We start from the raw sequence: 15,222 nt of genomic DNA, 5'->3' as shown, positions 1-15,222 counted from the left end.
TATGTCTAAGGTTTTAGAAAATAAAAATGTATCAAAAGATTATTTTATTTTGAGGACTGATTTAAAGACAAAAGTGTACCCAGGGCAATTTTTTATGTTGCGTGCGTGGGATAATTTTCCTACACTTTCAAGGCCAGTATCAGTATATGATGTGACTGACGGGGTAGATTTTTTAATAGAGAAACGTGGTATTGGAACTGAGATTATTGAAAAGCTAAAAATAGGCGATGAAATAAAACTCTACGGACCTTACGGAAATATGTTTTATCCTAATGTAGATGAACTTGCAATGATTGGTGGTGGAGTGGGCGTTGCACCATTTCATTATTTGATAAAAGAAATTAGAAAATTAAAACCAAAAGCGAGTCTTACTCTTTATATTGGTGAACAGGAAGATTTGGAACTTGAAAATGCGTTCTTAGATGTTGATGTAAACTTAATAGTCAAAAAAGGCGGATATATAACTGATATTGTGGATTTTAAAAAACATAAATTAATATATACTTGTGGCCCCGAGATCATGATGAAAAAAGTAGTTGAATTTGCTAAAGTTCATGGCAGCAAGACTTATGTGTCTTTGGAAAAACGTATGGGCTGCGGAGTTGGAGCTTGCTTATCTTGTACTTGCGATACAACTAAGGGCAGAAAGAGATCTTGCAAAGAAGGGCCTATTTTTAAGGGGGAAGAGTTAATTGGATACTAGACTTAAAACTAATTTAGCTGGAATCAAACTTCAAAATCCCATCATTATGGCAAGCGGAACTTATGGATTTGGTGAGGAGTTCAAGAAATATTATTCTCCCACTATTTTAGGTGGAATCTCTTCAAAGGGAATCACGAGATATCCTAAGCCAGGTAATACTGGAACGAGAATTTGGGAAACGCCATCAGGAATTTTAAATTCTATAGGTTTAGAAAATCCAGGAGTCGAAGTTTTTGTAAAAGAAAAAATACAAGATATGAATAACCTCGGAACCAAAATTTTTGTGAATTTAGGTGGAAATACTGTAGAAGAATATGTAGAGTCTGTAGAAATATTAAATGACTATGAATTTGATGCAATTGAATTAAATATTTCTTGTCCCAATGTAAAAGAGGGTGGAATGGCTTTTGGCATGGAAAAAGACTCTGCTGCAAATGTTGTAAAAAAAGTTATGGCAAAGACAAATAAAAAAGTATTTGTCAAATTATCTCCCAACGCAGGAGATATAGTTTCAATAGCAAAAGCCGTTGAAGCAGAAGGAGCTACAGGTTTATCTTTAATAAATACAGTTTTAGGAATGGGAATAGATGTAGAAAGAGAAGAGATTGTCTTTGACAATATCTATGCAGGATTATCGGGTCCTTGTGTAAAGCCAATTGCTCTAAGAATTTTGCATCAAGTTGCTACAAATGTAAATATTCCTATTATTGGCATGGGCGGAATTACAAATCATAAAGATGTATTAGAATTTTTGATGGCTGGAGCCAGTGCGGTTCAAATTGGAACATATAATTTTATGAATCCAAGTGGACCAGCAGAAATTATAGATAATCTTCAAAAATATTTAGAAGAAAAAAATAGAACTGTAGAAGATTATATAAGAAAACTTGTATAAAAATTTTAAAAAAATATAATTAAAGTAGTAGTAAATAAAATTTTTCGCCAGAGCGATATTTGCTACTACTTTTTATAATTTTAAAGGGAGCTGATTAGATGAACATTCTGCTAGATTTATATCTGACATTTTTTAAAATGGGACTTTTCACCTTTGGGGGAGGATATGCAATGCTTCCTCTATTAGAAAGAGAAGTTGTTTTAAATAAAAATTGGGCGACCAAAGAAGAAATACTTGATTATTATGCCATAGGACAAGCAACACCAGGAATTATCGCAGTAAACACCTCAACTTTTTGCGGCTACAAACAAGCGGGAAGTATAGGAGCAATAATTGTATCGCTTGGGTTTATCACGCCATCAATAATTATAATTACAGCAATTGCAAATTTTTTGAGTGAGTTTTCGCATGTAGAAATCATTCAACACGCTCTTTCGGGGATAAGAGTTGCAGTATGTGCGTTGGTTTTAAATACTGTGATAAAAATGGTAAAGGATAATGCAAATTCAAAATTTAAATTTGTTATTTTCGTTCTTACTTTTATATCTATTGCATTTTTAAGTCTATCTCCAATGATTGTCGTAATAATTGTCGCAGTGATAGGAATTTTAATGGGGAGAAAATAGATGATTAGATTGATTATAGAATTTTTAAAAACAGGACTATTTGCAGTTGGAGGAGGCATGGCGACAATACCTTTTTTACAAGAAATGTCTCAAAAATATAATTGGTTTTCATCAAGTGAGCTTCTAGACATGATAGCAGTTTCTGAATCAACTCCAGGTGCTATTGGAATAAATTGTGCAACTTTTGCTGGGTATAGAGCCTATGGTATACTTGGTGCAATTGTGGCTACAATTTCACTTATAATTCCTGCAACGATAATTATACTCATAATATGTCATGCAATGGATAAGTTTAAAAATTCAAAAGTTGTAAAAGACATGTTTGAAACTTTGAGGCCCTCAACAGCAGGACTTATCTTAGGAGCCATGTTTCAAGTAATGGTCATTACCCTATTTAATGTTAGTAAGTTCAAACTGACAGGAAATTTTATTGATATTATAAAACCGTTAGAGTTAGGGCTATTTTTGGTATTTTTATTTATAATGCGAAAATTTAAAAAAATACATCCTTTATTAATAATTTTTGCAGGGGCATTAAGTGGAATTATTTTTAACACGATTATTTAATTTTTAACATTTAATAAAATATTATATCTCAATAAATATATTATTGGATTTACTTATAATTGATATTTTATTATTTGGGTACAATAGTTTAGGTAGAGATAATTCTGCTTTTTAATTATCTCGTACTATATAAAATAAGAAATAGAACATGATTATATTGAGATTAAAGAAATTTTTAAGTTGTTATATCTTGTTTATCACTATAAATTATCATTCTTTGAAAAATTTTATTATTAAAATTGCTATTTTTAGTGTATAATATAGAGAATTAATATTTTGAGAAGTGTTACTTTAAAGTAGTGATTAGAAAAATATAAATATTTTATACAAAACTTTAACACCAAAATTACACAAAGGATTTAGTAATAATATATTTTACCAATTGGGGAGGAACTATGATGAAAAAATTTATTTCAAAAAGATTGCAAAATGTACAACCTTCTGGAATAAGAAAAATCAACGAAAAAACTATAGTAATGGAGCGTGAAGGCAAGAAAATTTACCATTTTGAACTTGGGCGTCCAGATTTTCAAACACCTCAAGTTATTAAAGATGCAACAATTAAGAGTATTGAAGATGGTGATGTTTTTTATACATCTAATTTTGGTATTTTAGAACTTCGAAAGGCTATATCCGATAAAATTAGAAAAGAAAATAATCAAGACTATTTACCAGAAGAAATTTTAATTACTGCAGGTGCAAGCGAATCAATTTTTGATGTATATCAAACTTTGCTTGAACCAGGTGATGAAATTCTGTTGCCAAATCCATGTTGGACAAATTATATAAATTCTGTGCATATCATGGGTGCAGAATCTAAATTTTATACTCTTTCACAAGAAAATGATTTTCAGATTGATTTTGAAGAACTTGAGACTCTGGTCAATGAAAATACAAAGGCTATGGTTATCATAAATCCATCTAACCCTATAGGTTCAGTTTTTACCAGAGAAACTCTTGAAAAGTTGGCTGATTTTGTGGAAGAAAAAGATATTGTAGCAATAGTTGATGAAATCTACAAAGACATAATTTTTGATGATTTCAAACATGTATCTTTTGCTTCATTGCCTAGAATGAAAGAAAGAACTATTACTATTGATGGTTTTTCAAAATCATATTCAATGACTGGATTTAGGCTTGCTTATATTGCTGCTCCTGTTGATTTTATTAAAGAAGCTAACAAGGTACATCAGCATAATACTTCATGTGCAACATCTTTTGTACAACATGCAGGGATTGCAGCTTTAAAAGAAGCTGACAATGATGTATTAAAAATGGTTAGTGAATATGAAAAAAGAAGAGATTTCATTTATAAAAGGGTTAATGAGATTGATGGACTAACATTAAATAAACCTCAGGGTGCTTTTTATGCCTTCATAAATATGAAAGATATCGGCATAAGTTGTGAAGAGTTCTGTGAATATCTTTTAGATGAGAAAGGTGTGGCGATTGTTCCTGGTACAGTATTTGGTTCTGCTGGTGAAGGATTTGTCAGACTTTCCTATGCAAGTAGTTTAGAAGATATAAAAGCGGGGCTAGATATTATAGAAGAGGCTTGCAAGCATTTTAAAAATTCATAAATTAAGAATCTCTGTCGAAAGGCAGAGTTTTTTTATTTCAAATTATTATTAAATAACTAAGAGTAAATTATAAAACGGTACAGTTTTTCTTATATAAAAAAGATGTCTTTTGTGATATCCTATAAATAGATATTATACAAATGATTATTTTTAATAATATTTGTGATAGTATTATGTTTTTACATATAATTCAAAAGAATTTGGCTGGAGGTGCAGTATTTGAATTATTATGATTTTTTAGAAGAGGAATTAGTTGTAGCATATGGGTGCACAGAACCTATTGCAATTGCTTATGCCTCGGCTGTAGCTGTTAAAACTTTGGGTGAGGAGCCTGAAAAACTTATTGCGAATTTATCCTCTAATATGATAAAGAATGCTAATTCTGTTAAAGTGCCAAGTACAGATGGAAGAAAGGGGATACCTATTTCTGTAGTTGCAGGTGCTTTTTTGGGAGATGCAGATCGTAAACTTGAAGTTTTAGAAGATATTGATAAAACTAGACTTTCTGAAATGGATGATAAGATTAAAAATGGTGTACTCGATATTAATTTGGTGCGAGATGTGGCAATTTTATATATAGAGATTATTGCAAAAAGTGGAAAAGACCAAGCTCGTGTAGTAATTGAAGATGGACATACTAATATCACTTTAATAGAGAAAAATAAAGAATTATTATTTCAAAAGAAAAGAGAAGAGACTGATACAAGAACTGTAGATTTATCTATTGAAGCCATATATGAATTTGCAAATAATTGCGATTTAGAAAAGTTAAAGCCAATACTTGATAGACAAATTAACTATAATATAGACATTGCCAAAGAAGGTTTAATTAATGATTATGGTTCAAATATAGGAAAGCTTGTAAATAAAAATGCTAATACTATTTATTCTGAAAAGCTTGTAGCTAATGCTTCTGCAGCTTCGGATGCACGTATGAGTGGATCCGAAAAGCCTGTTGTTATAAATTCTGGTAGTGGGAATCAAGGAATCACTGTTTCAGTTCCTGTAATTGTTTTTGCCAGAGATAATAATATTAGCGATGAGAAATTATACAGGGCTTTAGTATTCTCTAATTTAATAGCTCTTTATATGAAACAAGGAATTGGAAAATTATCTGCTTATTGTGGAGTTGTATCTGCTGCTGGTGCTGCCGCTTGTGGAATTGCTTATTTAAAAGATGATTCTAAAAAAGTGATTGCTGAAACTTTAGTCAATACTTTGGCTACTAATTCAGGACTGATTTGTGATGGAGCAAAAGCTTCTTGTGCTTCTAAAATTGCGTCTAGTCTTAGAAATGCGTTTTTATCTTATGATCAAGCGAAGACAGAAAATACATTTGAATCAGGTGATGGAATTGTAAAAGATGAGATAGAAAAAACTCTAGATGTAGTTAGTCATATAGCAAAATATGGCATGAAAAAAACAGATGAAGTTATTCTATCTGAAATGATTGAAAATAGAGATTATCTAAAAGAATTTTAAAAATAAGAAGTAAAGCAAGATGTTTTTTCATTTTGCTTTTTTTTTAATAAGTTTTGAACATCAACTTTAGTGGTATGTATCAAGGAAAGCTTAATTAAAAATTTTATTTATAAATTTAAATACAACAAGGAAGGTAAAAAATGAAATTATATTTAGCGGGAGCATTATTTAACGAGGCTGATGTCAATCAGCGGAAATTGGAAGGAAGAATTTTACGTGAAAGATTTCCTCAACTTGATATTTTTAACCCTATTGATCAACCTTTCAATGATGACAAAGAATCTTTACCATCGGCAATTGAAATTTATGAGGGTGATACTAAAGCTGTTGAAGAATGTGATATTTTTATTTGTGATGTTTCAAAAGAAGATTCTGGAGTAGCTGCAGAACTTGGCATCGCAATTTATACTGACACAAAAATTATTATTGGTATAAATTCAGATATTAGACTTTCATCTGCAAATGCTTATGATGTTCCTACTGTAGGCATGAATCATTATGTTCTAGGGGCTATACTAAAAAATGGATTTTTTGCTCATAGTTTTGAAGAGGCGTGTAAAATTTTAGATATACAATTGAAAGAGTGTTTATAATATGCATAATAGATATATTTTAAAAGACAAAAATTTTGTACCCACTGAGGATACAAGTAGTTATACTTGGTTAGAGATTATGAATCCTACAGAAGATGAGCTAAAGAGTTTATTTAAAAAATTTGATTTGCCAAGAGATTATGTTTTTGATATTAGTGACCCTTATGAACTTCCTCGCACCGAAGGTTTAGAAGATGAGAGGCCAAATCTTTTTATACTCAGTTATCCTATAAAAATTTCTAATATTGAGTATGTAACAAGGCCAATAGCAATAATAATAGCGAACCAAAAAGTAATAACAATTTATAATCAGGATTCAGAAGTTTTTGAAAAATTAAAATCTAAACAAGCTCACAAAATGGATAAAATAGAAGAAATTGAAAATTTTGTTTTGGAAATGGCTTGGGAAATCTCAAAAACATATATTGATTATATAAAAATATTAAATGAAGAAATTGATGCTCTTGAGTGCCAAACTCGTCTATCTACAAGAACTCACTATCTAGAAAAAATAATTGAAATTCAAAAAAGCCTTACTCTTTTTCAAATGTCAATTAGAGAAAATGGACCAGTAATAGAGAGTATATTTGAGCTTGAATATTTATCTGAGTCTGAAAACAGAGACTATTTATTGCATGATTTGCAAGTGGAAAATAAACAAGCCCGTGTGATGATAGAAAATTCAACTATGATGCTAGATAAACTTTCAGAATTATATACAAATGTTATAAACAATAATCTTAATGAAGTTATGAAAACTCTCACTTCTGTTACTATTCTCATGACTATACCGACTATTATAGGTGGAATATGGGGAATGAACGTAAAATTGCCATGGGAAAATAATCCTTTTGCATTTTGGATTTTGATATTTTTGTGTGTGATTATATCTGTAATAACTTTAATTATCTTGAAAAAAAAGAATTATTTTTAAAATATTATTAAATTTTAATTTTAATATTTTTTAGTATTTATAATATTTCATAGTCAGCAACTTCATAGGCATTTTCTAAAACTTCTATTAAATGCGTTTGAAAAATTCTCTCATCTGATTTAATAAGGCATGTAAACATAGTAATGTGTTTTGATTTAATATTATTATCTGGCATTTGAACTTGGCTAACCTTATACCCATTGTGATACATTAGGTGCAAAAAATCTTTTAATGTGCATCCGTTGTGAAGTTCAACGTAAATTTCTATATCTTTTTGTAATTTATCTATTTTATCATCTAGATTAAGAAGTAATGAAACGGATGCAAATATTGCTGCCCCGCCAATTAATGCAGCTTCATAAAAGCCTATACCAAGGGCTAATCCTACAGATGCTGATGCCCATAAGCTTGCAGCAGTAGTAAGTCCAGTGATTTTCCGATGATGCGAAATTATTATTGTTCCAGCTCCCAAAAATCCAATTCCACTTACAACTTGAGCACCCATTCTAGCGGGATCTGATGTTTTAAATTCTTGATATATATATTGGTTTATAAGCATTACAAGGCATGCTCCAATTGAGACAAGCATATGTGTTCTCATTCCAGCAGGTCTATTTTTTAAACTTCTGTCGATTCCTATTATTCCACCTAATATCATAGAGAGAAATATTCTAATAAATACTTCCCATAAATTCAGTTCTCTTACAATCATTTCAATCATTCCTTTATATATTTATGGAAATCTTGAAAACTATATTATATACATTAAAACTTATCTGCTTTTCTTGAGTTCTAAACTCTCTAATAATTCCTTTTCTCTAGTTCTTTCAGTTGCGATAAATTTTTTTGCCTCCCTAAATGCATTGACACTCAATATAGGGAACAATTCTTTTACAGCTTCTTGATTTCGTATTGCATCGGTAATTTGTCCAAGGACTTTTTGTCTATCTTTAGAAAGATTATATCTCTCGGATTGTTCATCAGTTAGATATTCGTCGAAGTATTCAGCTACATATCTGTATTTTTTACTCTTAATTCTAATTTTGTGAACATAGGGGAAATTAAACTTTTCCATTTCCCAAAGTGATTCTAGTGCGTAATTGTACCATGAATTTAATCTATTATCTAATAGTTTGATTCCATCAATTTTTTTCCATTTTGATTTTTTAAGTTCGTGTAACAATAGATTAATTCCACTGACAAACTCTTCTTTGGTCCTTGGGTTTGTTAAATTTCTGAAAAGTCTTTGTTGCTCGTGTTTTCTTTCTTTTTGAAGGGCTTTTAGCAAATTAATTTCATCTTGGTTGCGGATATCTTCCCATCTATTTATCAATACATCGAGTTCTCTTAATCTAGCAGCATCCTGTGCTTTGTCCCTAAATATGTTTTGAACTGTGCGATAAGCTTTTTTGCTCATAACAGGTTTTAACATAGATACCAAAGCTCTAAAGCTTCTAATCGATACTCTGTATTTATGGACGGATTCAATATCATCAGGTTTTTCGATAAAATAATCTAAATTCTTTTTAATCTTATTGTAGCTGTTTTCTATTTGTGGTTTGATGATATCTTTCAAGCTTATTTCATTTTCTCGAATTTTAGATATTTCCTCTTTTGGATAAGCAAAGTATATCCATTTTTTAGAGTCTAGTTTCCAAAGTACAGTTTCTTTCCCACTTTCTCCAACGGAGCTAAGAACAGCCATAGATTTATCAAAAGACACCTCTTCGCCAGTTTTTTCTAATAAATCTTTGGTTAAATTTTCGGGTTTATCTATAATAATTATATTTGAATTTGGCTCTATTTTTGTAAGTTTAGATATTGCTCGCATCTTCGTATCGCCAAATAATCTTGACACTTTTCTTGCTTCTTTAATAAAACTATTTTCATAGTATAAAGTTTTATCACCTTCAGGTAGGGCTAGTCCAAGTGCTTTTATTCTTTTTTCTTTGCGCTCAATTTTTTCGGGCGTATCTTTATCAAAATTTGTTAAATCATCTAGACTAAGTCGCAATAACATTATACTTTCCTCCTATGAAATATAGCGATAAAAATTACATAATTAAAGATAAGATGAAGAATTTATATTATCTTTAAGTTTTGTAATTTTTGATTTTAAAATCTTAAAATTTATTATTCGTGCTTGTCTATGCCATTCTCGACCTTTGAAAAAAATTATCACACAAGGTGCACTCATCAGTGATAATTGTCCTTGAGCTTTTGGAACTTCATATAAATTAATTTTATATAAATCGATTTTGGATTCGGCTGCAAGTTTTATAATTTTTGGCAAATCACTGTGACAAACGGGGCAATAGGGCATAGTAGCATATAAAAGGAATAAGTCTTCTCCATTTATTTTCTGAGTTAATTCCTCATAACTTTTTATTTCTTTCATTATCATCAACCCTTTGCTATCTTTTTAAATGATTATACCCATTAACACAATTTTTTTAGCAATTTAGAGCGAATTAGGAAATTTACAATACATTTTACAAAGAATTTACTTTAATAAAACGATAAAACGTTTGAGCTTTATTAAATGGGAAATCTATTAAATAGCGATACATATTTTAAGAATAGGAGTTGTAATTATGCGTTTTGAATTAGGTTATAAAAGTACCGAAGATTTGTTTCGAGAAATATATGCTCTATATAAATTTGTACTTAAAGGAGGTAACGAAGAATATAAAAAATGGGAAGATAAAATTTCTAGAGAAGAGTTTAAAGATTCTGCCAAAAATCTTCTTTATTATTTAACACTTAGACAAATTGATATTAGAAGTATACAAAATGCTTTAATACCTTGGGGGCTATCGTCACTTGGACGATTGGAATCAAAGACTTTATCGACACTGGAATCTTTGCTTGCAACTCTGGCTGATTTGTCTGATTCTACTGAAGATTTTAAACATCCACCTCTAGAAGAATTTAGGGATGGAAGAAAGAGACTCGAAAAAAATACAGAAGAAATTTTCGGACCAAAAGCCAAAGACTATGAAACCAGAATTATGGTTACTCTCGCCACAGAATGTGCTCATGACTATAAATTTGTAGAAGATTTAGTTGAAAATGGAATGAATGTTGCCAGAATTAATTGCTCTCATGATAACGAAAAGATTTGGCAAAAGATGGTCAACAATGTAAAAAAAGCATCTGCAAAGTTAAACAAAGAAGTCAAAGTTCAATTTGATATATGTGGGCCGAAAATAAGAGTTGACTGGGTATGGACTAGAGAGAAAAAACCCAAAGTTTCAAAAGGAGATTTAATTCAAATAGTAAGAGAGATTCCTAAACTTGAAGAGATTAATTCAAAGGCTAAAGTCGTATTGGGAACCACAGTTCCCCAAGTTTTTGATTCTTTAAAAGTGGGAGATAGAGTACGAATTGATGATGGAATTGTGGAAGCAGATGTTGAGGAAATATATGAAAATGGTGCATTTCTTGGTGTAGAAAATGTAAATGGAGAAAGCATTCGTATAAAACCAGAAAAGGGCTTAAATTTTCCTGACACCGATTTTAAGATAGATATTTTAAGCGAAAAAGATTTAGAAGATTTAAAAATTGTTTCTAAATGGGCAGATATAATTTGTTTTTCTTTTATTAGATCTAAAGAGGATATATTTATAATTCAAGATGAATTGCAAAAAATCTTGGGTGATGATATGAAAGAAAAATCAGTAATGGCTAAGATTGAAACTTTATCTGGAGTGGAGAATGTTGCTGAAATAATTTTGGCAGGTGCAAGCAAAAACCCATTCTCTATAATGATTGCACGTGGTGATTTAGCTGTTGAAGTAGGATATATTAGACTTGCAGAATTACAACAAGAAATATCTTGGGTTTGTGAAGCAGCTAATATTCCAGTAGTATGGGCTACAGAAGTTTTTGCAAATTTAGTAGAAAATGGTATACCAACTCGTGCTGAAATTACAGATGTAGTTGAAGGTTCTCTTGCCGAATGTATAATGTTAAATAAAGGTGAGTTTCTAAATGAAGCTTTGAAGATGTTAGTTGATATATTAAAAAATGTTGAAATTCACCAATATAAAAAGACCCCTCAGCTTAGAGCATTAAATATTGCAAAATTGGACAAAAAATAATTCAAAAATTTGCTTGACTTTAAATATAGATTTGTAGTAGAATACTAAACAATATAAAAACCATTGAAAAGAAGAGTACCTTTTTGAAAAAATCACAGAGAGCTTCGTTTGGTGAGAGAAGTATTTAGAAGATTGGGGAACATGGTCTTTTGGCTGGGAAATATCGATATTTAGATATTTACGGGTTCTCCCGTTATAGAGATAGGGTATGATAGTACCTGAAGAGGTTCTTGTTGTGAAATAAGAATAAATTAAGGTGGTAACACGAGTTTTGCTCTCGTCCTTTAGGGGACGGGAGTTTTTTTATTATCTGGAGGTAATTAAATGTCAAATTTAGAAAATTTAAATTTAGAAAGTTTATGTGTGCAAGCAGGATATGAACCCAAAAATGGAGAACCACGAATAGCACCAATAGTGCAGTCTACTACATTTAAATATGACGATGCAGATGAAGTAGCGGCACTATTTGATTTAGAAAAAGAAGGACATATGTATTCTCGTATTTCTAACCCGACAGTTGCAGTTTTGGAAGAAAAAATTGCAAAATTAGAAGGTGGAGTAGCTTCTGTTGCTACATCTTCAGGCCAAGCTGCTAATTTATTGGCAGTTCTCACAATTTGTGCGGGTGGCGAAAATATCGTTGCATTAAATAATATATACGGTGGCACTTACACACTTCTTGGTTCGACACTTGAAAAATTTGGAATAAAAACAAAATTTGTTCCGCTAAATGATTTTCAAAAATTAGAAGATGCAATTGATGACAAAACTAAACTTATATTTGGTGAGACTATAGGTAATCCTGGAGTGGAAGTTTTGGATATAGAAAAGATAGCAAATATCGCTCATAATCATGATATTCCACTAATAGTTGATAATACTTTTGCTACACCTTTTCTATGTAGACCAATAGAATTTGGAGCGGATATAGTGACACATTCTGCTACAAAATATATTGACGGTCATGCTACAAGTGTAGGTGGATTAATAATAGATTCCGGTAAATTTAATTGGAATAATGGAAAATTTTCTTGTTTGACAGATAAAGATCCAAATTATCATGGACTTAGTTACACTGAAACTTTTAAAGATGCAGCATATATTACAAAAACAAGAGTAGTTTATCTCAGAGATTTTGGAACCACACTTAGTCCATTTAACGCATTTATTATGAATTTAGGGACGGAAACATTGGCACTTAGAATGGAAAGACATTCAGAGAATGCATTAAAAATTGCTAAGTTTTTAGAAGGACATGAAAAGGTAGAGTGGGTACATTATCCTTTATTAGAAAGTTCAAACTCTTACGAAATTGCAAAAAAATATTTGCCAAAAGGAGCAAGTGGAGTAATATCCTTTGGAGTTAAAGGAAATATTAAAGAAACAAAAAAATGGATTAATAGTCTCAGATTAGTTTCATTGGTTGTCCATGTGGCTGATACTAGAAGTCATGCACTACACCCAGCGAGCATGACTCACAGACAATTAAGTGAGAAGGCACAGCTTGAAAGTGGAATACTTCCTAATATGGTGAGGCTGTCAATTGGAATAGAAAATGTAGATGACATTATAGAAGATTTAGAAAAAGCTTTTGCAGAAATTTAATTAATTTATCTAAGGAGTTAAAAATGCCATTAATAATACCCCAAAATTTAATTGGAGAAGATATACTAGAACAAGAAAAAATATTTACAATGGAAGAAGAAAGAGCAAATTCGCAGGATATACGACCAATAAATATTGCCATAGTTAACTTGATGCCCAAAAAAGAAGAGACAGAAGTTCAAATTTTGAGAATGCTTACAAACTCAGCTCTTCAAATAAAAATTGACTTAATTAGAATGAATTCATACGAAGGAAAAAATACTTCAATAAATCATCTTCAAAAGTTTTACAAAACATATGATGAAATTAAAAATAATAAATACGATGCAATGATAGTTACAGGGGCTCCGGTGGAGACCTTGGCTTATGAAGATATAAAATATTGGGAAGAATTAAAAGAAATCTTTGATTTTGCAAAGACTAATGTATATTCTACAATGTTTATATGTTGGTCGGCTCAAGCTGCTCTGCATTATTATTATGGAATAAAAAGCAAAGTCACTTCTGAGAAAATTTTTGGAGTATTCGAATACGAAGTTTTACAAGATAGCAAACTATTGAAAGGGTTTGATGATGACTTTTATGTCCCTCATTCAAGACATAGTAGGGTCAATTACGAAGATATTTTAAAAGTTAAAGATTTAGATGTTCTTGCCCATAGATCAGATACAGGGGTATCACTAGCAACAACTAAAGATAACAGATTTATTTTTTCATTTGGTCATTGGGAATATGATAAAGATATCCTTGAAAAAGAATATCTAAGAGATTTATCTAAGGGTTTAAACATTGCTTTGCCTAAAAATTATTACAAAAATGATAATCCTGATAATGGTATAAAAGTGAGATGGCGTTCAAATGGCAATTTATTCTTTTCAAATTGGTTAAACTATTGTGTTTACCAGGAAACACCATTTTATTTAAATGAAATTCAAAAGAAAAAAGTTTCTAAATTTGGAGGATCTTCATTAAGTGATGCCGATAAATTTAACAAGGTAAAAGAAATTATTAATTCCAAAAAAGACACAGATGTCATAGTTGTATCTGCTCCTGGGAAGAGAAATAAAGATGATATCAAAGTTACAGATGATTTGATAGAAATATCTAAAATCAGAGATGACTTAAACGAATTGGAAATTGTATTAAAGAGACTGAAAAAAGAAATAAAATTAAAAGAAAATATGATTTCTAGTTATTTAGACAAAGTAAAACTAAGATTTGAGAATATAGCAGAAGATTTAAAAGTTGAACAGGAATTTTCTAGAGAATTAAACAATGTATTTTTACAAATTGAAAAATCTTCATCACGTGATTTTATAATAAGTAGAGGAGAATATTTAAATGCAAAACTCATGTCTTTGTATTTAGATTATGAATTTGTAGATGCAAAAGAATTGATAAAATTTGACTACAATGGGATAGTTGACACGGTAAGAAGTGTTGAACTAATAAGAAAAAGTATTGCAAAAGGTAAAAAAGTTGTAATACCCGGATTTTACGGGTCTGATGAAAATGGAAATATAAAAATATTTGAAAGAGGAGGTTCAGACTATACTGGCTCAATTGTAGCTAGTGCCTTAAATTCTGAAATTTACGAAAACTGGACAGATGTAGATGGAGTGATGACAGAGGATCCTAATAAAAATAAAAATGCCAAAAGCTTTCAGCATTTAACTTATGATGAATTAGACGAAATTATAGAGTCTGGAGCGGAGGTTTATCAAAGAGATGCAATAAAACCAGCTCGAGATAAAAATATAAAGATAAAAGTTTTAAACACAAATAATCCGGACTTTGAAGGGACAGAAATAAGTAATATTTAAGAGATAATTGAGAAATCTGCCCGTATAGGAATTGCTTTATAAAAACAAATATAAGATTTTTTTGAAAAATAAAAAGAAAAGCTATTAAGAAATGAAATGCATATACAAGACAACCCCCGCAACTGTCATTCCGAGCGGAAAAGCCGAAGGGTTTAGAAAGTCGTCGTGTACTCGAAGAGTGGGGAATCTGCCTATAGAGGGGTAGTTTTGTAAAAGCAAATATAAGATTTTTTTGAAAAATAAAAAGAAAAGCTATTAAGAAATGAAATGCATATACAAGACAACCCCCCACAACTGTCATTCCGAGCGGA

At 30.6% G+C, this 15,222-nt stretch carries 14 protein-coding genes and 1 other annotated feature; of the genes, 11 read left to right on the top strand and 3 right to left on the bottom strand.

Annotation, left to right across the window (positions count from 1 at the left end):
- Position 1 precedes the first annotated feature (1 nt).
- The 8 genes from ABID14_RS09170 to ABID14_RS09135 all read left to right on the top strand — a co-directional run bounded on the left by ABID14_RS09170 (position 2) and on the right by ABID14_RS09135 (position 7,380).
- Positions 2-703, top strand: coding sequence for a dihydroorotate dehydrogenase electron transfer subunit (locus ABID14_RS09170; RefSeq protein ID WP_354369336.1), 702 nt, complete (start codon positions 2-4; stop codon positions 701-703).
- Positions 693-1,598 carry a dihydroorotate dehydrogenase gene (locus ABID14_RS09165; RefSeq protein ID WP_354369334.1) on the top strand — a complete coding sequence of 302 codons (906 nt, stop codon included), beginning with the start codon at positions 693-695 and terminating at the stop codon, positions 1,596-1,598. Before ABID14_RS09170 ends, ABID14_RS09165 begins: the two co-directional genes overlap by 11 nt.
- Before the next feature lie 98 nt (positions 1,599-1,696).
- Positions 1,697-2,224 carry a chromate transporter gene (locus ABID14_RS09160; protein ID WP_354369332.1) on the top strand — a complete coding sequence of 176 codons (528 nt, stop codon included), beginning with the start codon at positions 1,697-1,699 and terminating at the stop codon, positions 2,222-2,224.
- Complete coding sequence (locus tag ABID14_RS09155; RefSeq protein WP_354369330.1) at positions 2,225-2,791, top strand: chromate transporter; 567 nt, start codon at positions 2,225-2,227, stop codon at positions 2,789-2,791.
- A gap of 395 nt (positions 2,792-3,186) precedes the next feature.
- Positions 3,187-4,371 carry a pyridoxal phosphate-dependent aminotransferase gene (locus tag ABID14_RS09150; RefSeq protein WP_354369328.1) on the top strand — a complete coding sequence of 395 codons (1,185 nt, stop codon included), beginning with the start codon at positions 3,187-3,189 and terminating at the stop codon, positions 4,369-4,371.
- Between the two features lie 210 nt (positions 4,372-4,581).
- Positions 4,582-5,853, top strand: a complete 1,272-nt coding sequence (locus ABID14_RS09145; protein WP_354369326.1) for an L-cysteine desulfidase family protein — start codon at positions 4,582-4,584, stop codon at positions 5,851-5,853.
- 140 nt (positions 5,854-5,993) lie between these two features.
- Entirely contained in the window at positions 5,994-6,446 is a 453-nt protein-coding gene (locus tag ABID14_RS09140) for a nucleoside 2-deoxyribosyltransferase (protein ID WP_354369324.1), read from the top strand.
- A gap of 1 nt (position 6,447) precedes the next feature.
- On the top strand, positions 6,448-7,380 hold the full coding sequence (locus ABID14_RS09135; RefSeq protein ID WP_354369322.1) for a magnesium transporter CorA family protein: 933 nt from the start codon (positions 6,448-6,450) through the stop codon (positions 7,378-7,380).
- A 37-nt stretch (positions 7,381-7,417) separates the two neighbouring features.
- Here ABID14_RS09135 and ABID14_RS09130 read toward each other — a convergent pair whose 3' ends face one another.
- The 3 genes from ABID14_RS09130 to ABID14_RS09120 are packed head-to-tail and all read right to left on the bottom strand — an operon-like array spanning position 7,418 to position 9,778.
- Entirely contained in the window at positions 7,418-8,101 is a 684-nt protein-coding gene (locus ABID14_RS09130; protein ID WP_354369320.1) for an MgtC/SapB family protein, read from the bottom strand.
- A gap of 51 nt (positions 8,102-8,152) precedes the next feature.
- Complete coding sequence (locus ABID14_RS09125; protein ID WP_354369318.1) at positions 8,153-9,400, bottom strand: CHAD domain-containing protein; 1,248 nt, start codon at positions 9,398-9,400, stop codon at positions 8,153-8,155.
- 42 nt (positions 9,401-9,442) lie between these two features.
- Entirely contained in the window at positions 9,443-9,778 is a 336-nt protein-coding gene (locus ABID14_RS09120) for a thioredoxin family protein (protein ID WP_354369316.1), read from the bottom strand.
- Positions 9,779-9,974: 196 nt separating this feature from the next.
- On the opposite strand from ABID14_RS09120, the gene ABID14_RS09115 reads away from it, so the two are divergent.
- From ABID14_RS09115 to ABID14_RS09105, 3 genes are all read left to right on the top strand, one after another.
- A complete protein-coding gene (locus ABID14_RS09115) occupies positions 9,975-11,483 on the top strand; it encodes a pyruvate kinase (RefSeq protein ID WP_354369314.1) in 1,509 nt (502 codons plus the stop codon).
- A gap of 54 nt (positions 11,484-11,537) precedes the next feature.
- Positions 11,538-11,771, top strand: a binding site (T-box leader).
- 36 nt (positions 11,772-11,807) lie between these two features.
- Positions 11,808-13,088 (top strand): O-acetylhomoserine aminocarboxypropyltransferase/cysteine synthase family protein, encoded by a 1,281-nt coding sequence (locus ABID14_RS09110; RefSeq protein ID WP_354369312.1) that lies wholly within the window; start codon positions 11,808-11,810, stop codon positions 13,086-13,088.
- A gap of 23 nt (positions 13,089-13,111) precedes the next feature.
- Positions 13,112-14,911 carry a homoserine O-acetyltransferase/O-succinyltransferase family protein gene (locus ABID14_RS09105; protein WP_354369310.1) on the top strand — a complete coding sequence of 600 codons (1,800 nt, stop codon included), beginning with the start codon at positions 13,112-13,114 and terminating at the stop codon, positions 14,909-14,911.
- Positions 14,912-15,222: the final 311 nt, after the last annotated feature.

Source organism: Peptoniphilus olsenii (assembly GCF_040545475.1).
Taxonomy (GTDB): domain Bacteria; phylum Bacillota; class Clostridia; order Tissierellales; family Peptoniphilaceae; genus Peptoniphilus_A; species Peptoniphilus_A olsenii.
This window is presented reverse-complemented; position numbering and strand designations above follow the sequence as displayed.

Excerpts from the sequence above, each read along its gene's own strand:
- ABID14_RS09140 (WP_354369324.1), top strand. The coding sequence starts at position 5,994 with ATGAAATTATATTTAGCGGGAGCATTATTTAACGAGGCTGATGTCAAT.
- ABID14_RS09125 (WP_354369318.1), bottom strand. The coding sequence starts at position 9,400 with ATGTTATTGCGACTTAGTCTAGATGATTTAACAAATTTTGATAAAGAT.
- ABID14_RS09170 (WP_354369336.1), top strand. The coding sequence starts at position 2 with ATGTCTAAGGTTTTAGAAAATAAAAATGTATCAAAAGATTATTTTATT.
- ABID14_RS09105 (WP_354369310.1), top strand. The coding sequence starts at position 13,112 with ATGCCATTAATAATACCCCAAAATTTAATTGGAGAAGATATACTAGAA.
- ABID14_RS09110 (WP_354369312.1), top strand. The coding sequence starts at position 11,808 with ATGTCAAATTTAGAAAATTTAAATTTAGAAAGTTTATGTGTGCAAGCA.
- ABID14_RS09120 (WP_354369316.1), bottom strand. The coding sequence starts at position 9,778 with ATGAAAGAAATAAAAAGTTATGAGGAATTAACTCAGAAAATAAATGGA.
- ABID14_RS09115 (WP_354369314.1), top strand. The coding sequence starts at position 9,975 with ATGCGTTTTGAATTAGGTTATAAAAGTACCGAAGATTTGTTTCGAGAA.
- ABID14_RS09150 (WP_354369328.1), top strand. The coding sequence starts at position 3,187 with ATGATGAAAAAATTTATTTCAAAAAGATTGCAAAATGTACAACCTTCT.
- ABID14_RS09130 (WP_354369320.1), bottom strand. The coding sequence starts at position 8,101 with ATGATTGAAATGATTGTAAGAGAACTGAATTTATGGGAAGTATTTATT.
- ABID14_RS09135 (WP_354369322.1), top strand. The coding sequence starts at position 6,448 with ATGCATAATAGATATATTTTAAAAGACAAAAATTTTGTACCCACTGAG.
- ABID14_RS09160 (WP_354369332.1), top strand. The coding sequence starts at position 1,697 with ATGAACATTCTGCTAGATTTATATCTGACATTTTTTAAAATGGGACTT.
- ABID14_RS09155 (WP_354369330.1), top strand. The coding sequence starts at position 2,225 with ATGATTAGATTGATTATAGAATTTTTAAAAACAGGACTATTTGCAGTT.